Source organism: Sphingomonas baiyangensis, from assembly GCF_005144715.1.
Classification (GTDB): domain Bacteria; phylum Pseudomonadota; class Alphaproteobacteria; order Sphingomonadales; family Sphingomonadaceae; genus Sphingomonas; species Sphingomonas baiyangensis.
The window spans coordinates 1,316,484-1,336,049 of the sequence record NZ_SWKR01000002.1 but is presented as its reverse complement, the minus strand read 5'-3'; the positions used below and the strand labels follow the sequence as shown (position 1 = coordinate 1,336,049).

At 68.3% G+C, this 19,566-nt stretch carries 15 protein-coding genes; 11 read left to right on the top strand and 4 right to left on the bottom strand.

What is annotated here, in order from left to right; translation table 11 throughout:
• Positions 1-133: 133 nt before the first annotated feature.
• The 3 genes from FBR43_RS09750 to FBR43_RS09740 form a co-directional block, all read right to left on the bottom strand.
• Positions 134-874, bottom strand: coding sequence for a DsbA family protein (locus FBR43_RS09750; protein WP_136942958.1), 741 nt, complete (start codon positions 872-874; stop codon positions 134-136).
• Entirely contained in the window at positions 871-2,220 is a 1,350-nt protein-coding gene (locus FBR43_RS09745) for a M48 family metalloprotease (RefSeq protein WP_136944137.1), read from the bottom strand. Before FBR43_RS09745 ends, FBR43_RS09750 begins: the two co-directional genes overlap by 4 nt.
• Positions 2,221-2,344: 124 nt before the next feature.
• Positions 2,345-5,110 carry a ribonuclease E/G gene (locus FBR43_RS09740; protein ID WP_249276530.1) on the bottom strand — a complete coding sequence of 922 codons (2,766 nt, stop codon included), beginning with the start codon at positions 5,108-5,110 and terminating at the stop codon, positions 2,345-2,347.
• A 464-nt stretch (positions 5,111-5,574) separates the two neighbouring features.
• Here FBR43_RS09740 and FBR43_RS09735 point away from each other — a divergent pair, with 464 nt between their 5' ends.
• The 4 genes from FBR43_RS09735 to FBR43_RS09720 all read left to right on the top strand — a co-directional run bounded on the left by FBR43_RS09735 (position 5,575) and on the right by FBR43_RS09720 (position 11,450).
• Positions 5,575-6,828: an N-acetylmuramoyl-L-alanine amidase gene (locus FBR43_RS09735; RefSeq protein ID WP_136942957.1), complete on the top strand. Its 1,254-nt coding sequence runs from the start codon at positions 5,575-5,577 to the stop codon at positions 6,826-6,828.
• 90 nt (positions 6,829-6,918) lie between these two features.
• Positions 6,919-9,480: a penicillin-binding protein 1A gene (locus tag FBR43_RS09730; RefSeq protein ID WP_136942956.1), complete on the top strand. Its 2,562-nt coding sequence runs from the start codon at positions 6,919-6,921 to the stop codon at positions 9,478-9,480.
• A 69-nt stretch (positions 9,481-9,549) separates the two neighbouring features.
• A complete protein-coding gene (gene prfB, locus FBR43_RS09725) occupies positions 9,550-10,677 on the top strand; it encodes a peptide chain release factor 2 (protein WP_136942955.1) in 1,128 nt (375 codons plus the stop codon).
• A gap of 17 nt (positions 10,678-10,694) precedes the next feature.
• Positions 10,695-11,450, top strand: coding sequence for a class I SAM-dependent methyltransferase (locus FBR43_RS09720; RefSeq protein ID WP_136942954.1), 756 nt, complete (start codon positions 10,695-10,697; stop codon positions 11,448-11,450).
• 11 nt (positions 11,451-11,461) lie between these two features.
• Here FBR43_RS09720 and FBR43_RS09715 read toward each other — a convergent pair whose 3' ends face one another.
• Positions 11,462-11,848: a JAB domain-containing protein gene (locus FBR43_RS09715; protein WP_136942953.1), complete on the bottom strand. Its 387-nt coding sequence runs from the start codon at positions 11,846-11,848 to the stop codon at positions 11,462-11,464.
• 127 nt (positions 11,849-11,975) lie between these two features.
• On the opposite strand from FBR43_RS09715, the gene FBR43_RS09710 reads away from it, so the two are divergent.
• Genes FBR43_RS09710 through FBR43_RS09680 form a run of 7 tightly spaced genes read left to right on the top strand, consistent with a single transcriptional unit; the run spans position 11,976 to position 19,460 of the window.
• The gene (locus tag FBR43_RS09710) at positions 11,976-12,770 is read left to right on the top strand and encodes a thymidylate synthase (RefSeq protein WP_136942952.1); all 795 of its coding nucleotides are present in this window, start codon (positions 11,976-11,978) and stop codon (positions 12,768-12,770) included.
• A complete protein-coding gene (locus FBR43_RS09705; RefSeq protein WP_136942951.1) occupies positions 12,770-13,261 on the top strand; it encodes a dihydrofolate reductase in 492 nt (163 codons plus the stop codon). Before FBR43_RS09710 ends, FBR43_RS09705 begins: the two co-directional genes overlap by 1 nt.
• A complete protein-coding gene (locus FBR43_RS09700; RefSeq protein ID WP_169542566.1) occupies positions 13,258-14,454 on the top strand; it encodes a dipeptidase in 1,197 nt (398 codons plus the stop codon). Before FBR43_RS09705 ends, FBR43_RS09700 begins: the two co-directional genes overlap by 4 nt.
• A gap of 8 nt (positions 14,455-14,462) precedes the next feature.
• Positions 14,463-15,395, top strand: coding sequence for a bifunctional riboflavin kinase/FAD synthetase (locus FBR43_RS09695; RefSeq protein ID WP_136942950.1), 933 nt, complete (start codon positions 14,463-14,465; stop codon positions 15,393-15,395).
• Between the two features lie 51 nt (positions 15,396-15,446).
• Positions 15,447-18,494: an isoleucine--tRNA ligase gene (locus tag FBR43_RS09690; protein WP_136942949.1), complete on the top strand. Its 3,048-nt coding sequence runs from the start codon at positions 15,447-15,449 to the stop codon at positions 18,492-18,494.
• Positions 18,491-19,003, top strand: a complete 513-nt coding sequence (gene lspA, locus FBR43_RS09685; protein WP_136942948.1) for a signal peptidase II — start codon at positions 18,491-18,493, stop codon at positions 19,001-19,003. Before FBR43_RS09690 ends, lspA begins: the two co-directional genes overlap by 4 nt.
• Positions 18,996-19,460, top strand: a complete 465-nt coding sequence (locus tag FBR43_RS09680) for a DUF3035 domain-containing protein (protein ID WP_136942947.1) — start codon at positions 18,996-18,998, stop codon at positions 19,458-19,460. Before lspA ends, FBR43_RS09680 begins: the two co-directional genes overlap by 8 nt.
• The last annotated feature ends 106 nt before the right edge of the window (positions 19,461-19,566 follow it).

Genomic DNA, 19,566 nt, shown 5'->3' with positions numbered 1-19,566 from the left:
TCAGACGCCGGGAGCGTATCGTCCGCCGGCGGCCATGACGGCAACGTCTCGTCGCCACCCCTTTGGCGCCACAAGGCCCCTGCCGTTCGTCCCGAGCGAAGTTGAGCGACGGGTTCGAGCGTAGCGGAACGCCTTAGCTAGCCTCGCGCGCTGCCCTAACCGACGCCTGCATCGCCGCGAGCGGCACCGCGCCCGAGAGCACGCGGTCGCCCACTACCCAGGCGGGGGTGCCTGTCATGCCGAGCTTCCCGGCGATCGACAGATTGCGTGACAATTCCTCGGTCGCCGCTTGCGACCGCGTGAACGCGGCGCCCGCCGAGCGATCGATGCCCGCGCGCGCGATCGCTGCCTCGATCGCCTGCGGGGTCAGCCGGCCGCTCGCGTAGAGCGCATCGTGGAACGCCGCGAACTTCCCCTGCCGCGCTGCCGCCAGGCTCCATTCCGCCGCCGTGCGGCTCTCGGCGCTCAGGATCGGCAGCTCGCGGAACACCACGCGCACGCCCGGATCGGTCGCCATCAGCTGGTCGAGCATCGGCAGGCTCTGGCGGCAGAAGCCGCAGGCATAGTCCATATAGGCGACGACCGTCACCTGCGGATCGGCGGCGCCCTTCCATGCCGAGCCGAAGGGTTCGACGATCGCCTGGCGGTTCTCGGCGACGACCTTTCCCGTTTCCTTGGCGCGCAGCCGCTCCATCGCTTCGGGAATGATCTCGGGGTTGGCGAGCACATAGTCGCGCACCACCGCTTCGATCGCGCCGCGATCGGCGCCGCCGGCGGCAGGGCGCGTCGCCGCATAGACGGCCGCGCCGGCGAGCGCGGCGGCAACGAAGGCGAGCGCCAGCAAAAGCGGGTTGCGCGTCAGGCGTTCGATCATCGACGGCGGTTCCGCTTCTGCTCCTCGACGGCCACCTCGGCAGTCATCTGGATATCCTGCGCGCGGATATATTCGGGCGTGTTGGGCGGCAAGCCCGCCATCGCAGCGCGCGCGCTCACCAGCGCGCGCATCGGGTCGTTGGTCAGGCTCGCCATCTCGGCAGTGGCGAGCGCGAGGCGCGGCTGATCGCCCCGGCGGTCATAGACCGCGCCCAGCTGCTGCCATGCGAACGGGTTGCGATCGTCGCGCGCGACTGCCTGGCGCAGCACCTTCTCGGCTTCTTCCAGATGCTTGGGGTCCTCGGTCGCGAGCAGCGCATGGCCAAAGGTCGTGGCGATCAGCGGCTGGTATCGCGTCGCCTCGGTCGCCTCGCGCAGCGGCGCGAGCGCCTCGCGCGGCTTGCCCGATTCGAGCAGGATCTGCCCCTGCAATTCAAGGAAGTAAGGGTCTTTAGGTGCGGTCCGTACCAGCGCGGCAGTCGATGCCGCCGCCTGATCGGGATAGCCCGATCGGTGATAGGCATAGGCGCGCGCATAATGCGCCGGCACCGACGCGTCGCTCTCGGGATATTGCCGCAGCGTCGCCTTGGAATCGTAGACATAGCCGCGCAGCTTGGCCTGCACGCGCCGGAACCGCGCCTCGATGGCGGGCGGCGTGGGCTTCTTCCAGCCGGGCCCGCTGCTTAGCGTCTGCGTGAGGTTCGCGATGCGCTCGTTCGACATCGGGTGCGTGCGCGCATAGCCCATGTTCTGCGGGATCGCGAGACGGTACTCGCGGTTCTGCAGCTTCTTGTAGAACTCGAGCAGCCCTTCGCCACTGATGCCGGCGGCGTTGAGATAGCGCGCGCCGGCGGCGTCGGTCTGCGATTCCTGCATCCGCGAAAAGGCGAGGAAGCTGCCCATCGCGGCCTGCTGACCCGCCATCAGGATGCCGGCACCCGCTTCGCCCGCGCCGGCCGCGATCGCCGCAACGCCGAGCACGAGGCTCAGCAGCGTCATCCCCGTCGCGCCCTGCATCATCTGGCCCGAAAGCGGCACGTGCCCGCCGGCGACATGCCCCAGTTCGTGCGCGATCACGCCTTGCACCTCGTTGGCGTTGTCGGCGGCGTGGATCAGGCCCGAATGGACATACACCGCCTGGCTACCCGCCACGAAAGCGTTGATCTCCGGATCGTTGATGAGGACGATGCGCACGTTGCGCGGATCGAGACCCGCCGCTTCGATGAGCGGGCGCGACATGTCCTCGAACAGCGCCTCGGTTTCGGCATCGCGCAGGATTTGCTGCGCCCGCGCCGGCTGCACCGTCACGAGGACCAGGGCCGCCAGCGCCATCAGGATACGCTTCATCACGCCGCCCGTATCGGACAGATTGGCGCCGCGTTCAATGGGCGCGCCGGGAAACGGGCCGAGCGTGCGATCGGCGGTGTGCGGGCACGGCCCCCTGCCGCACGCGGGCAGGGGGCCGTTTTCGTCAGCCGCCGAAGGTGCGCTGCCACCAGCCGCGGCGCGGTGCGGCGTCGTCGGTTCCGTCGCTCTCGGCGGCGTTGTCCTCGGCCGCCTCGGCGATAGCACCGCCGGCTGCGGCGTCGGCGGGTGCCGCACCGCCGGCATCGGGCGCCGCCTCGATCGTCGGGGCGGGTTCTACCGCGACGGCGTTCGCCTCGGGCTCGCTGACTGCGGCATCGGCCTTCTTGCGCCGCGTCCGCTTGGGCTTGGCCGGCGCTTCCTCGGCCGTCACCGTCTCGGCAGCCGGCGCGCCATCGGCGGCGGCGACAGCCGCACTCTCGGCGTCGGCTGTATCGGCCTTCTTGCGGCGCGAGCGCTTGGGCTTGGCCGGCGCTTCGACCTCGCCGGCGGGTTCCGCTTCGGGTGTCGGCTCGCTTGCGACAGCCTCGGTGTCGGCCTTCTTGCGGCGCGTGCGCTTGGGCTTCTCCGCAGCAGGAGGCAGTTCGGCAACCGGCGCCTCGACGAACGCGTCGAGCGCGGGTGCATCGCCGCTGTCCTCGGGCGCTGCCTCGCTATCGCCAGCCTCCGCTTCAACGGCATCGGCCTCGCTCGCATCGGATGCTTCGCTTTGGAGCGGCGCGCCACCCTGGTCTCGCCGTCCGCCACGCCGGCGGCGACGGCGCTTGCGCCGGCCTTCGCCCTCGTCGCCATTGGCGGCCGGCTCGCGCGCGGCGTCGCTCGCGGCGTCGCTGTCGCCGGCTTCGCCACCCTCGTCGTCGCGTTCGACCGGGCCCTCGCGCGCCTCGCTCGTATCGCCTTCATCGCGATTGCGACCGCGACGGCCGCGGCGACGGCGGCGGCGCTTTCCGCGGCCGTCGTCGTCGTCACTGCGCTCGCCACGCTGGCGTTCGCGACGCGGCGTCTCGTCGGTTTCGTCGTCGTCGCGCTCGGCCTCGATCTCCTCCTCGTCGATCTCGTCCTCGATCTCGGGCTCGTCGGGTTCGATCACGATGGGGTCGAGACGCGGGGCATAGGCGGGCGGGGGGCCTCCGGCCTCCACCGCCATGCGCGCGCCCTCGAGCTCGCCATCGGCCGCGACCTCGACCGACACGCCGTAGCGCTCCTCGATCTCGGCGATGTCGGCGCGCTTCTTGTTGAGCACGTAAAAGGCCGCTTCCTGCGAGCAGCGCAGCAGCAGCTGCGATCCGCGGCCGCGAGCCGCCTCGTCCTCGATCAGGCGAAGCGCGCTGAGGCCGGCCGACGATGCCGTGCGGACCAGCCCCGTGCCCTCGCAATGCGGGCAGGTGCGCGTCGATGCCTCGAGCACGCCGGTGCGCAGCCGCTGGCGGCTCATTTCCATCAGCCCGAACGCGCTGATCCGGCCGACCTGGATGCGCGCGCGATCGTTCTTGAGCGCTTCCTTCATCGCCTTCTCGACCTTGCGGACGTTCGACGAGTGATCCATGTCGATGAAGTCGATGACGACGAGGCCCGCCATGTCGCGCAGGCGCAGCTGCCGCGCGATTTCCTGCGCAGCCTCGAGATTAGTCGCCGTCGCGGTCTGCTCGATATTGTGCTCGCGCGTCGACCGGCCCGAGTTGATGTCGATCGACACCAGCGCCTCGGTCGGATTGATGACCAGATAGCCGCCCGACTTGAGCTGCACCACGGGGTGGTACATCGCCGCCAGCTGATCCTCGACATGATTGCGCTGGAACAGCGGCACCGCATCCGAATACTGTTTCACGCGGCGCGCGTGGCTCGGCATCAGCAGCTTCATGAAGTTCTTGGCCTGGCGATAGCCTTCCTCGCCCTCGACCACGACCTCGTCGATGTCGCGATTGTAGATGTCGCGGATCGCGCGCTTGATGAGATCGCTGTCGCCATAGACGAGCGCCGGCGCCGCCGATTTCAGCGTCTCCTCGCGGATGCCGTCCCATAGGCGGGCGAGATAGTCGAAGTCGCGCTTGATCTCGACCTTGGTGCGCTGGAGTCCGGCGGTGCGCACGATGCAGCCCATCGTGGGCGGCAATTGCAGGTCGGCCATGATCGACTTCAGCCGCTTGCGGTCGCCGGCATTGCTGATCTTGCGGCTGATCCCGCCGCCATGCGCGGTGTTGGGCATCAGCACGCAATAGCGCCCGGCAAGGCTCAGATAGGTGGTGAGCGCCGCGCCCTTGTTGCCGCGCTCTTCCTTCACGACCTGCACCAGCAGCACCTGCCGGCGGCGGATCACGTCCTGAATCTTGTAACGGCGGCGCAGGTTCATGCGGCGCTGGCGCAGTGCCTCGGCCGGATCGTCGCCATTGCCCTTCTTGCCGCGGCCGCGGCGGCCGCTGCCGGCGCTCTCGCCCTGCTCGCCTTCGCCTGCCTCGTCGGCATGCTCGTCCTCGTCATGCGCATGATCGTCGTCGGGCGCATGGTCGAGCATCTCGACGTCGCCGTCGTGATCCTCGTCGTCGTCATGATCCTCCTCGGCGCGCAGCGCGGCTTCCTCGGCGGCGTGCTCGGCCTCCTCGCGCAGCAGCGCTTCGCGATCTTCCTTGGGGATCTGGTAATAATCGGGGTGGATTTCGCTGAACGCGAGGAAGCCGTGGCGATTGCCGCCATAATCGACGAACGCCGCCTGCAGCGAGGGTTCGACGCGCGTTACCTTGGCGAGATAGATGTTGCCCTTGAGCTGCTTGCGCTCGGCGGACTCGAAATCAAACTCCTCGATCCGGTTTCCCTTGACGACGGCGACGCGGGTTTCTTCCCGGTGCCGTGCGTCGATCAGCATGCGCATGGTCATTAAGGTGTCTCCACGCGCGGCGCCTTGCAGCAACGGCCGGCGGCGCGCGATGTGATGGGCAGGCCGGATCGGCAGCGTGCCGCCCGGCCCAACGATGTGGAAAAAACGCATCTGCTGCTGCGACACGTCCGGGCCGGTGGCCCGGCACTCCCGTCGCCACGCATCCGCCCATCGGGGCGGCAAGGTGGCAGAACGACGGGAAAAGCCTCATGCAGCGTCAACCTGAGTGCGTTCGCCGCGCGGAAAGGATGCGGACGAACGATGATGCCGGCGAACATGGCGTAGGCGCCGCATCCTGCCGGTATGCAGGGGACTAGCATCGTGGCGGCTGCGCATCAACTGGCAGATTTCTGCCGCCCTTGCCGGCAAGAACATGCCGAATGCCCGATTAACCGCATCGCTTCACCCAGGCTTGAACCGCGATCGCGTACGCCGAAGCCAACAGGTAAGGGGTTCTCGGGCGTATGTTTTTGGGGTGGACCGCCGCGCGGCCGGCGCGGCATAGCGGCGTGGTGTCCTGGTTCGTCGCACTTCTGGCTTGCTGGTTCGGTGGCATGCCCGCGCTTGCCGGCGATATCGAGCAGGTGCGCATCGACGATGACCGTATCGTCGTGCGCTTCGAGGGCCAGGTGGCGCGTGCGTCGAGCTTCCTGCTCGTCGATCCGCGGCGCATCGCGCTCGATCTCGATGGCGTGCGCCCCGGCGCGCACATCGATGGGGCGGGGCTCGTCTCGGCGGTGCGCCAGGGCGTGCGCGATGGCGAGCATGCGCGCATCGTCTTCGATCTCGCGCGACCCGCAATCGTCACCGAAGGTCGCTTCGATCGTGACGGCCGCACGCTGACGCTCGAGCTCAAGACCGTCGACGATGCGCGCTTCGCCCGCGCCGCCGCGGCGGGGCGCTCGCGGTTCGACACGCGCATCGATATGGCGCGCCGCCCCGACACGCGCAGCCACCGCGTATCGCTGCCCGTGCCCGCCGCCAAGAAGGCGCCGCCGCTGCCGCGCATCCATGGCGACGACGACAGCCGGCCGCTGGTGGTGATCGATCCGGGTCATGGCGGCCACGATCCGGGATCGATCAGCCCGGTGACGGGCGAGCGCGAAAAGGATCTCGCGCTCAAGACCGCGCTCGCGATCCGCGACAAGCTAGTCGAATCGGGCCGCGTGCGCGTGGCGCTCACGCGCGAGACCGATCGCTACATCCTTCACCGCGAACGCTATGGCGTCGCGCGGCGGCTCAAGGCCGACCTGTTCATCTCGCTGCACTGCGACAGCGCGGGCAATCCGCAGGCGACGGGCGCCACCGCCTACACGCTCTCGGAGATCGCATCGGACAAGGAAGCCGCGTTGCTGGCGGCGCGCGAGAACAAGGCCGATGTGCTTTCGGGCATCGACCTTGCCGATACCTCGACCGATATCTCGAGCCTGCTGATCGACCTCGCGCAGCGCGAGACGATGAACCGCTCGGCCGGCTTCGCCCGGCTCCTGGGGCGCGAGGCGCAGCCGCTGATCGCCACCAAGGCGCAGTTTCACCGCATGGCATCGCTCATGGTGCTCAAGGCGCCCGACATGCCCTCGATCCTGTTCGAGACGGGCTATATCTCGAACGAGAAGGACGCCCGCTTCATCGGCTCGCGCGAGGGGCGCGACAAGATCGCCGAAAGCGTGAAGCGCGCGGTGGAAATCCACTTCGCCCGGCGCATGGCGTCGCGGTAGACCCACATACCTCCTCGTGCCGGGGAGGTGCTTGCACTTCACCGCGAAACATTTCCCTTCGCGCGCGGCATCGTCTAAACCGCGCCGGCAATGGCCGATATCGACGCGCACACGACCGAATTCACCATCCGCCGCGACGATGAGCCGAACTGGCGCAGCCGCGCCGGCACCGCGCTCTCGGGCGCATGGGCGTGGCTGGCGCGCACGCAGCGGCGGTGGTGGTTCCGCGGTCTGGCGATCCTCGCGCTGCTCGCCGGCCTCGCTTTCGCCGCCGGCTGGGCGGTGTTCGCGCGCGACCTGCCCAGCATCGACACGCTGCGCAGCTACGAGGCGCCGCTGCCCACCACCGTGCGCGGCACCGACGGTACGCCCATTCACAGCTACGCGCGCGAGCGCCGCGTCGAGCTCGACTATGCCGAGTATCCGCCGATGCTGGTGCGCGCCTTTCTCGCCGCCGAGGATCGCAATTTCTTCGAGCATTCGGGCGTCGATCTGGGCGGGCTCACCGCCGCCGTCATCGACTATGCCTCGAAGATGGGCACTGGCGAGCGCGCGCGCGGCGGCTCGACCATCACGCAGCAGGTCGCCAAGAACCTGGTGATCGGCAACGAATATTCGGCGACGCGCAAGATCCGCGAGATGATCCTCGCCTACCGCATCGAGCAGACGCTGACCAAGCAGCAGATCCTCGAGCTCTATCTCAACACCATCCCCATGGGCCGCCGCAGCTTCGGCGTGCAGGCTGCAGCGCGCGCCTATTTCAACAAGGACGTCGACGGGCTGGCGCTGCACGAGGCCGCGTTCCTCGCGACGCTGCCCAAGGCGCCCGAAGCCTATGGGCGCGCGCGCAACGCCGACCGGGCGATCGAGCGGCGCAACTGGGTTCTCGATGCGATGGCCGAAGTGGGCTTCGCCGATCCGCGCGCCGTCGCCGCCGCCAAGGCCGAGCCGCTCGGCCTCGTGCGCGAGCAGACCACTGCGCTGCAATCCGATGCCGGCTATTTCGTCGAGGAAGTCCGCCGCCAGCTGATCGACACCTTCGGCGAGAATGTCGAGGCGGGGCCGTACAGCGTCTATGCGGGTGGCCTTTGGGTGCGAACCTCGCTCAACGACGATCTGCAGGAATATGCCGCCGAGGCATTGCGTCAGGGCCTGCTGCGCTTCGAGCGCGGACGCGGCTGGTCGGGCCCGCTCGCTACGCTCGAGATCGACGCCGACAACTGGCAGGGCGTGTTCCTTTCGAGCAATATCGGCCTCGATTACGAGGACTGGCGCGCCGCCGTCGTCGTCTCGACCGGCAGCAGCGCCCACCAGATCGGCTTCTCGAATGGTGAAACGGCCGAACTCCGGCGCGGCGACGCGCAGATGCCCGTTCGCGGCAAGGGCGGCACAGCCTTCGCCGCGCTGAAGGCGGGCGACGTGATCGCGGTCGCGCCGTCGGGCGGCGGGTTCGCATTGCGCAGCGTGCCCCGCATCTCGGGCGGCATGGTGGTGCAGGACCCGCGCACCGGCCGCGTGTTGGCGATGCAGGGCGGGTTCGACGCGCGCATCCAGGCCTTCAACCGCGCGACGCAGGCGATGCGCCAGCCCGGATCGACGATCAAGCCGATCGTCTATGCCGCAGCACTCGAGAACGGCATGACACCTGCCTCGATCATCGTCGACGGGCCGTTCTGCGTCTATCAGGGCGCGCGCCTCGGCAACAAATGCTTCCGCAACTTCGGCGGCAGCCGCGGCGCGGGGCCGCGCACGATGCGCTGGGGCCTCGAACAGTCGCGCAACCTGATGACGGTGCAGGCCGCCAACCGTACCGGCATGCCCAAGGTGGTCGATCTGATGCAGCGCATCGGCGTGAGCGACGAGAAATATCCGCCCTATCTCTCGTTCGCGCTGGGTGCGGGCGAGACGACGGTGCTCAAGATGGTCAACGCCTATTCGATCTTGGCGAATAACGGCCGCGCGCTGACGCCGAGCGTCATCGATTTCGTGCAGAACCGGCGCGGCGAGGTCATCTGGCCGCGCAACTGGCGCGCGTGCGAGCGCTGCAACGCGCCCGACTGGGACGGCAAGGCGATGCCGCGGCCGCAAATTCGCTATCGCCAGGCGATCGACGCGATGAGCGCGTACCAGATGACGCACGTGATGGAAGGCGTCATCGAACGCGGCACCGCCACTACGTTGCGCGACCTCAAGCGCCCGATCATGGGCAAGACCGGCACTACCAGCGGTCCCACCGACGTGTGGTTCATCGGCGGCACCCCGCAGATGATGGCCGGCCTGTATCTGGGCTATGACAACCCCGCCAATCTCGGCGGCTATGCGCAGGGCGGCACTATCGCCGCGCCGATCTTCAAGGCGTTCGCGACCAAGGCGTGGGAAGGCATGGAAGTCCTGCCCTTCCGCGCGCCGGCGGGCATCCGCATGGTCCGCATCAACCGTGTGAGCGGCAAGCCCGTCTACGGCGCATGGCCGTCGTCCGATCCCAAGGCGGGTGTGATCTGGGAAGCGTTCAAGCCCGAGAGCGAGCCGCGCGAGCGCCGCCTGCGCGAAGGCCGCGAGGAGCAGAAGGCCGTCGTGCAGAAGAAGGCGGTCATCCGCACCGAGCGCCCCTCGGACAGCGATTTCTTGCAAAGAGAGGGCGGGATTTACTAACGCCGCCTTCGATCCGCGCGCGCTGCCCTGCTGCGCCGGCATGACCAACCTTGTTTCTGGAGCATCACCATGCGCGCCGAAGCGCAGGCCTACGCCGACAAGATCAACGCCGCCCTCGCGCTGCTGCGCCGGTTCCTCGACTGGGACAAGGCGCTGCGCCGGCTCGACGAGCTTAACGCCCGTGTCGAGGATCCGACGCTGTGGGACAGCCCGCGCGCTGCGCAGGAAGTGATGCGCGAGCGCCAGCGGCTCGACAGCGCGATCGGCGCCACGCGCGCGATCGAGCGCGAGCTGGCCGACACCGCCGAACTCATCGACATGGCCGACGCCGAAGGCGACGAGGAAATGGCGGCCGAGGGCACCGCCGCGCTCAAGGCGCTTGCCGAGCGCGCCGAGCAGGACAAGGTGAAGGCACTGCTCGCGGGCGAGGCCGATGCCAACGACGCCTATCTCGAGGTCCATGCCGGCGCCGGCGGCACCGAGAGCCAGGACTGGGCCGAGATGCTCCAGCGCATGTACATGCGCTGGGCCGAGCGGCGCGGCATGAAGGTCGAGCTGGTCGATTATTCGGCAGGCGAGCAGGCGGGCATCAAGGCCGCCACGCTGCTGCTGAAAGGCGAGAATGCCTATGGCTATGCCAAGACCGAAAGCGGCGTGCACCGGCTGGTGCGCATCAGCCCCTATGATTCCTCAGCGCGGCGCCACACCAGCTTCTCGAGCGTCTGGGTTTATCCGGTGATCGACGATTCGATCGACATCGAGATCAACGAAAGCGACTTGAAGATTGACACCTACCGCGCCTCGGGCGCCGGCGGCCAGCATGTGAACACCACCGATTCGGCGGTGCGCATCACGCATGTGCCCACCGGCATCATCGTCGCCAGCCAGAACGACCGCTCGCAGCACAAGAACCGCGCCACCGCGATGTCGATGCTCAAGGCGCGGATGTACGAGGCTGAGTTGCAGAAGCGCGAGGCCGCCGCGATGGGCGAATACAACGCCAAGACCGAGATCGGCTGGGGCCACCAGATCCGTTCGTACGTGTTGCAACCCTATCAGCTCGTCAAGGATTTGCGTACAGGCGTGACGTCGACCGCGCCGGGCGATGTGCTCGACGGCGCGCTTGACCCCTTCATGGCGGCCGCGCTTTCGCAGCGCGTCACCGGCGAGAAGGTCGAGGTGGAGGACGTCGATTGATCGCACGGAGCGCGCCCATGCTGACCCTATTCGCGGCGCTGCTCCTCTCGGCGTGCGAAACGCCCGTCAAGCCGCCGCAGAACAAGGTCGAGGATGTGGGGGACTTCCCCGCCGCCGACCGGCCCGTCGCCACAATCGTCTCGAGCCGCTGGTCGAACGAGGAATCGCGCGACCGGCTGAACGAGGCCGAGAACGTCATGGACATGGCGGGCATCCGCCCCGGCATGACCGTCGCCGATATCGGCGCGGGCGAGGGCTACTACACCATTCGCCTGGCCGAGCGGGTCGGTGCTGATGGCCGCGTGCTGGCGCAGGATGTTGTGCCCGGCGTGCGCGATGCGCTGGCCGAGCGCGTGGCGCGTGAGCGGCTCGACAATGTCAGCGTCCGGCTCGGCGTGCCCGAGGATCCGCGCCTGCCCGACAACAGTTTCGATCGCGTGCTGATGGTGCACATGTACCACGAGATCGCCGAGCCCTATGAGTTCCTGTGGCGGATGCGCCCTTCGCTCCGCCCGGGCGGACAGGTGATCGTCGTCGATGCCGATCGCGCGACGCAGAATCACGGCACGCCGCCCGCGCTGCTCGAATGCGAGTTCGCCGCCGTCGGCTATCGCATGGTGCGCATGCAGCCGATGGAATCGGCAGGCGGCTATTTCGCGGTGTTCGAGGCGAGCGGCGAACGTCCCGATCCGCGCACCATCCGCGCCTGCCGTATCGATCGCGACGCGCCCGGCGCGCCCGCACCGCGCGCGACCTCCGACATGCCCGGCTGAGGCTGCCGCCGCTACAGCAATCCCAGAATGCGGAAGCTCGTGACCCGCCCGCGCGTCACGATCAGATGGTCGACCAGCCGCACCTCGATCGCGGCGAGCGCGCGATCGATCAGCCGCGTCACCGCAATGTCGCTCGCGCTCGGTCGCGGATCGCCGCTCGGGTGGTTGTGCGCCATCACCATCGCGGCGGCGTCGAACGCCAGCGCATCGGCGGCAAGGCGGCGAAGCGGGACCGGCACCGACGCCGCGTCTCCCGCGGGGCTATGCCGCATCGCCAGCAACATGCCCGTCGCGTCGAGATAGGCGAACACCGCGACCTCGTGTGGCGCGTCGGCGATCGGCGCGAACATCGCATGTGCTCGTTCAACATCGGCGAGCCGGGCGGGGAGCGGGGCCATCACGCATCGTTGCGCGCGCGCGACTCGACGCAAAGTCCGATCGGGTCCAGTCCGGCTGCGGTTGCCGCCATATCGGCGCGACACGGTGGCGCTTGGGCGCGGCGCCGAATCGCTATAGGCAGGCGCCATGCAGCAATATCTCGATCTCATGCGCCGCGCGCTCGAAACCGGCGCTCGCCAGTCCGATCGCACCGGCACCGGTACGCTGAGCGTGTTCGGCCATCAGATGCGCTTCGATCTTTCCGCCGGCTTCCCGCTCGTCACGACAAAGAAGCTGCATCTGCGCTCGATCATCATCGAGCTTCTGTGGTTCCTGCGCGGCGACACCAATGTCGACTGGCTGCACGAGCATGGCGTCAGCATATGGGACGAATGGGCCGATGCCGATGGCAACCTCGGTCCCGTCTATGGCAAGCAGTGGCGCGACTGGACGAGTGCCGATGGCCGCCATGTCGATCAGATCGCCGAGCTGGTGCGCACTATCCGCACCGATCCCGGATCGCGCCGCCAGATCGTGACCGCGTGGAATCCCGGCGAGCTGCACGCGATGGCGCTCAGCCCATGCCATTGCCTGTTCCAGACGCATGTCGCCGATGGCCGCCTGTCGCTCCAGCTGTACCAGCGCTCGGCCGACATCTTCCTTGGCGTGCCCTTCAACATCGCCAGCTACGCGCTGCTGACGCACATGCTGGCGCAGCAATGCGATCTCGAGCCTGGCGATTTCATCTGGACCGGCGGCGACTGCCACCTCTACGCCAACCATCTCGATCAGGCGCGTGAGCAACTGTCCCGGACGCCGGGGCCGCTGCCACGGCTCGAAATCCTGCGTCGCCCCGATTCGATCGACGGTTATGCTTTTGAGGATTTCGCCATCCGCGATTATGCCGCGCAGCCGCACATCAAGGCGCCGGTGGCGGTCTGATGGCACGCGACGTGACTTTCTACCTCGCGCGCGCCGACAACGGCGTGATCGGCCGTGACGGCGGGCTGCCCTGGCATCTGCCCGCCGATCTCAGGCGCTTCAAAGCGATGACGATGGGCAAGCCGATGGTGATGGGCCGCCGCACCTTCGAGAGTTTTCCAAGGCTGCTGCCCGGCCGCCGACACATCGTCGTCACGCGTGACGAAGGCTGGTCGGCCGAGGGCACCGAGCGCGCCGCCTCGCCCGAAGCCGCGCTCGACATCGCCGGCGACGTGGCCGAGGTGGCGGTGATCGGCGGCGCGCAACTCTATCGCCAGCTATTGCCGCACGCCACGCGCATCGAGCTGACCGAAGTCCATGCCGCGCCGGAAGGCGATGCGCGTGTCGACGCTTTCGACCCCGCCGACTGGATCGAGATGGCGCGCGAGGCGCATGCCGCCGAGGGCGATCGTCCGGCGTTCGATTTCGTTACGCTGATCCGCCGCACATGATCCGTCGCGTCGCAATCGGCGCGGCAGCGCTGATCCTCGTCGCCGCAGCGGCCTTCTTCCTACTCGCCCCCGGCATGGCCGAGCGATCGATGAACCGCATCGCGCGCACGCCGCTTCCGGCGGTATCGGCCGAAACGCGGGCGCTGCACGACCGCCTCGCCATCGCCGATCTGCACGGCGACACGCTGCTGTGGCAGCGCAGCCTGCTCGACGCGGCGGATCGCGGCCATGTCGATCTGCCGCGCCTCGAAGCCGGCAACGTCGCGCTCCAGGTCTTCTCCTCGGTCACGAAGACGCCTAAGGACCAGAATTACGACGCCAATGGCGCCGATAGCGACAACATTACGATGCTGGCCATCGGCCAGTTGCAGCCGGTGCGGACGTGGGGCTCGCTGCTCGAGCGCTCCTTGTGGCATGCGACCAAACTGCACCGCGCCGCCGCAGCATCTGAAGGCCGGTTGCGCTTGATCCACACGCCCGACGATCTCGCGCGCCTGCTCGCCGATCGCGCCGCGGGCCAGCGGGCAACGGGCGGGCTGCTGTCGATCGAGGGGCTGCACAATCTGGAAGGCGATTTGCGCAACCTCGATCGCCTGCATGCGGCGGGCTTCCGCATGGCGGGCCTGACGCACTTCTTCGACAATGAGCTTGCCGGATCGATGCACGGGCTGGGAAAGGGCGGCCTCACGCCACTCGGCCGGCAGGCGGTGCGGCGGATGGAGGCGCTCAGCATGATCGTCGATGTCGCGCACGCGAGCCATCCGGCGGTCGCCGAGGTGCTGGCGATGGCGCGCCGCCCCGTCGTCTCAAGCCATGGCGGCGTGCAGGCGACGTGCCGCGTCAACCGCAACCTCACCGATGCCGAGATACGCGGCATCGCCCGCACTGGTGGCGTGATCGGCATCGGCTATTGGGATGCCGCCGTATGCGACACATCGCCTGCCGCCATCGCCGCGGCGATCGCGCATGTCCGCGATCTGGTGGGGATCGACCATGTCGGCCTCGGTTCCGATTTCGATGGGGCGGTGACGACGGGGTTCGACGCCGGCCAGCTCGCCGTCGTCACGCAGGCGCTCAAGGATCGCGGCTTCACCGATGGCGAGGTGGCGCAGGTGATGGGCGGCAACGTGCTGCGGCTGCTGCGCGGCGGCCTCGCGCCGCGGGATTTGCAAGCCGCCGCCGCGCCCCTATAGCGCGCGCCATGCAGCGGCTCGACGGCGGCTCGGCGGTCCCCGCGCATCTGCGCGGCGCTATCGTCGCGCTCGGCAATTTCGACGGTTTCCATGCCGGACATCAGGCCGTGGTCGGCCGCGCGGTGGCGCGTGCGCGCGCCGAGGGCCGGCCGGCGATCGTCGCCACCTTCGATCCGCACCCGATGCGCTTCTTCCGCTCCGACACGCCGCCCTTCCGCCTCACCACGCTCGACCAGCGCCAAGAACTGTTCGAAGCGGCGGGCGCCGATGCGATGCTCGTCTATGGCTTCGATGCCGGCCTCGCCGCGCTGCCCGCGCGCGCCTTTGTCGAGCAGCGGCTGCTGGCGCTGGCTGGGGCAGGGGGCGTGGTGACGGGCGCCGACTTCACCTTCGGGAAGGGGCGTGACGGCGATGTGGGCGTGCTCGCTTCACTCGGCGCCGAACACGGCTTCAGCGTCGATACCGTGGCGCCAGTGGCGGGCGAGGGCGGTGTCGTTTCCTCGAGCCGCATCCGCGAGCATCTGCGCGCCGGCGAGCCGCGTGCCGCCGCGGCGCTGCTCACGCGGCCGTTCAGCATCCGCGGCGTGGTCGAGCATGGCGCCAAGCTCGGCCGTCAACTCGGCTATCCCACCGCCAACCTCACGCTCGGCAATTATCTGCGCCCGCGCTACGGCATCTACGCCGTGCGCGCGACGGTGGACGATGGCCGCCGGCTCGAAGGTGCCGCCAATCTGGGCGTCCGCCCGACGATCGAGGGGCAGGCGACCGAGCTGCTCGAACCCTATTTCTTCGATTTCGACGGCGATCTCTATGGCCGCACGCTCGACGTCGCGCTCATCGATTTCATCCGCCCAGAAGCCAAGTTCGACGGGCTCGATGCGCTCAATGCGCAGATGGCGCGCGATTGCGATGCCGCGCGCCTGGCGCTCTCCACGGCGTGATCGCGCTGCCGCTTTGCTTGCCCCGCCGCATTCGCTAAGGCCCGCGCACCCATGACCGACACGCCCGAGACCCCGCAGCGCGCCACCGATCCGGTGGACTACCGCGACACCGTCTTCCTGCCGAAGACCGACTTTCCCATGAAGGCCGGCCTCGCGCAGAAGGAGCCCGCGATCCTCGATCGCTGGGCGCGCATCGGCATCTATGATCGCCTGCGCGAGCAGCGCGCGGGCCGCGAGCGCTTCATCCTCCATGACGGCCCGCCCTACGCCAATGGCGACATCCACATGGGTCACGCGATGAACAAGGTGCTGAAGGACATCATCGTCCGCAGCCAGTCGCTGATGGGCAAGGACGCGCCGTACGTTCCCGGCTGGGACTGCCACGGCCTGCCGATCGAATGGAAGATCGAGGAAGCCTATCGCAAGAAGAAGCTGAACAAGGACGAGGTGCCGTCGGCCGAGTTCCGCCAGGAATGCCGCGACTATGCCGCGCACTGGGTAGGCGTCCAGGCCGCGCAGTTCGAGCGGCTGGGCGTGATGGGCGACTGGGCCGATCCCTATCTCACGATGCATTACGACGCCGAAGCGGCGATCGCCGGCGAGCTCCTGAAGTTCGCGACGAGCGGCCAGCTCTATCGCGGCGCCAAGCCGGTAATGTGGTCGCCCGTCGAAAAGACCGCGCTCGCCGAGGCCGAGGTCGAATATGAGGACGTGACGTCGACACAGATCGACGTGGCGTTCGAGATCGTCGAGGCGCCCAACGCGCCCGAACTCGTTGGCGCGCACGCGGTCATCTGGACGACCACGCCGTGGACGATCCCGGTGAACCAGGCTTTGGCCTATGGGCCTGAAGTTGAGTATGCCGTTTGTAGGGTGTCGCCAACAGGCTCGCTTACGGGCGAAGTTGATGAAGACTTGTCCGCTCGCGTTGCAGCAGACCAGAAAGCTCACCCTTGGTTTGATGTTGGCCGCGTACTTGTTGCAAAGCCTTTGGTTGCTGCGCTTCAGGCGCGGGCCATGCAGGGTGATTTTGGTATCTGGCTTGATCCAGAGCTCGAGCTAAAGGGATCCGCACTCGCCGGCGCCACCGCCCGCCATCCGATGCACGCCCTCGGTGGCTTCTTCGCCAAGCCCCGCCCGTTCCTCCCCGGCGATTTCGTCACCACCGATGCCGGCACCGGCCTCGTCCACATGGCGCCCGATCATGGCGAGGACGATTTCGCGCTATGCAAGGCCAACGGCATCGAGCCGGTGTTCGCCGTCATGGACGATGGCCGCTACCGCGACGACTGGGCGTGGCTGGGCGGCGCCGACGAGCGGCGCCTCAGCGTCATCAACCCGAAGTTCAACGCGCCCGAAGGCCCGATCTGTTCGGACCTTCGCGAAGCCGGTGCGCTGCTGTCGGCCGGGCCGTTCCAGCACAGCTATCCGCACAGCTGGCGCTCGAAGGCGCGCATCATCTTCCGCTGCACGCCGCAATGGTTCATCCCGATGGATGGCAACACCAAGACCGTTCGGGCTGAGCCTGTCGAAGCCCGACCCCTCGCATCCGAAGGGCGGGCCGCCCTTCGACAGGCTCAGGGCGAACGGACGGCAGGCGCCGCCGCCGACGAGCTTCCTGGCTTCGCGCAGTCGGCCGGCTTCGGCCCCGTCGTGAACCCGGTCGCCGGCAACGCCCCCACGCTGCGCGACCTCGCGCTCGACGCGATCGAGCGGACGCGCTGGGTGCCGGCGCGCAGCCAGAACCGCATCCGCGCGATGGTCGAAGGGCGGCCCGACTGGGTCATCAGCCGACAGCGCGCGTGGGGCGTGCCGATCCCGATCTACGTCAACCGCAAGACCGGCGACTATCTGCGCGACGAGGCCGTCAACGCGCGCATCCTCGACGCTTTCCGCGCGGGTGGTGCCGATGCGTGGTTCGCTGCCGACCACCAGGCGCTGCTCGGCCCCGATCACGCGCTCGCCGATTACGAAGTCGTCACCGACATTCTCGACGTGTGGTTCGATTCGGGTAGCACCCACGTCTTCACCGTCGAGGCACGCTATGGCGAGGGTGTACGCGCCGACCTCTATGTCGAGGGGTCTGACCAGCATCGCGGCTGGTTCCAGTCGTCGCTGCTCGAAAGCTGCGGCACGCGCGGCCGTGCGCCCTATGACGCGGTGCTCACCCACGGCTTCGCGCTCGACGGCAATGGCCGCAAGATGTCGAAGTCGCTCGGCAATGTCGTCGATCCGCTCAAGATCATCGGTGAATCGGGCGCCGACATCCTGCGCCTCTGGGTCGCGCAGACCGACTATTTCGAGGATGTGCGCATCGGCAAGGAAGTGCTGAGCGGCACCGGCGATGCCTATCGCAAGCTGCGCAACACCTTTCGCTATCTGCTGGGCGCGCTCGACAGGTTCGACGATGGCGAGCGCGTCGAGGTACGCGCGATGCCCGCGCTCGAACGCTATATCCTCGACAAGCTCGGCCGTCTCGATCGCGAGCTGCGCGCGGCGGCCGAAGCCTATGAGTTCAACCGCTACGCGCGCGCATTGCTCGATTTCGCCAATGAGGACCTGTCGGCCTTCTATTTCGATATCCGCAAGGACAGCCTGTATTGCGACGCCCCGGCGTCGGCCAAGCGCCGTGCGTGCCGCACGGTGTTCGACATCCTGTTCCACGCGCTGGTGCGCTATGCCGCCCCGCTCGTGCCCTTCACGGCCGAGGAAGTGTGGCAGGCGCGTTTCCCGAGCGACGACGGATCGGTCCACTTCCTCGAATGGCCCGAACTGCCCGCCATGCCCGGCGACCTGCCGGTGGGTACGGAATGGGAAGACGTCCGCCGCCTGCGCGAGGCCGTGACCGAGGCGATCGAGCCGCTGCGTCGCGATAAGGTCATCCGATCGAGCAACGAGGCCGAGGTGACGGTGCCCGACCCGCTGCTGCCGCCCGACATGCTCGCCGAAGTGTTCATCACGTCCACCGTGCACGCGGGCGACGCCCTGGCGGTCACGCGCACCCGCCACCACAAATGCGGCCGCTGCTGGCGCCATCTGCCCGAGGTTGCGCACGACGGTGCCTTGTGCGACCGCTGCGCCGAGGTGTTGGGCGCATGAACGGCAAGACGGGCGGATATGCGATCGCGGGCGCGGTGTTCGTGATCGACCAGGTGGTCAAGTGGCTCGTCGTCGACGTGCTGGGCATCGCGCGGCTGGGCGACCGGCTCGAGATCGTGTCGATCTTCGACCTGCGCTTCGTACCCAATGTCGGCGTGTCGCTGGGGCTGCTTCCTGCCGACAGCGATGCGATGCGCTGGGCGCTGGTCGGCGTCACCGCGCTCATCGCGCTCGGCGTCGGCATCTGGATGACGCGCGAGCCCAATCGGCATGATCGCGCCGCGCTGGCGCTGGTGCTCGGCGGGGCGCTCGGCAACATCCTCGATCGGATGCGCTTCGGCTATGTCGTCGATTATGCCGATCTGCATTTCGGCGAGTTTCGCCCGTTCCTGGTATTCAACGTCGCCGATGCGGCGATCACGATCGGCGTGGTGATCCTGCTTGTCCGCGCGCTGTTCGTGCGCGAAAAGGATGCGGGCGCCGCCCCTGTGGAGAAATCGAATGCGTAACTGGATGATGATGGGCACCGCGGCATCGGCATTGCTGCTGGGCGGCTGCGGCGCCAGCGGGCTCGATCGCAACCGGCCCGACGAATTCGCCGTGGCGCGGCAGGCGCCGCTGGTGATCCCGCCCGATTTCGCGCTGGTGCCGCCGCAGCCCGGTGCGCCGCGCCCGCAGGATACTAGCCCGTCGAACCAGGCGCTCGATGCGCTGTTCGGTGGACCCGCACAGCGCAGCGCCGGCGAGGCGGCGGTGGTGAACGCCGCCGGGCGCGCCAATGCCGATGCCGGCGTGCGTTCGGGCGTGGGAGATCCCGATACCAATGTGGTCGACAAGGGATCGACCACGCGCGACATCATCGCCGCGCCGCAGGGCGATGGACAGGACGCGCGCGCCGTGACTGGCACGCCCGCCGCGACTCCGGCGCCTACGCCCACGCCGACGCCGACCCCCACGCCCGAGTAACGGGAGCGGCCCGCATGAACCCATTCCGTTCGCACTGAGCCTGTCGAAGTGCCGTTCTTTTTCAGGAAGAACGGAGCTTCGACAGGCCCGGCACGGACAGCGATCG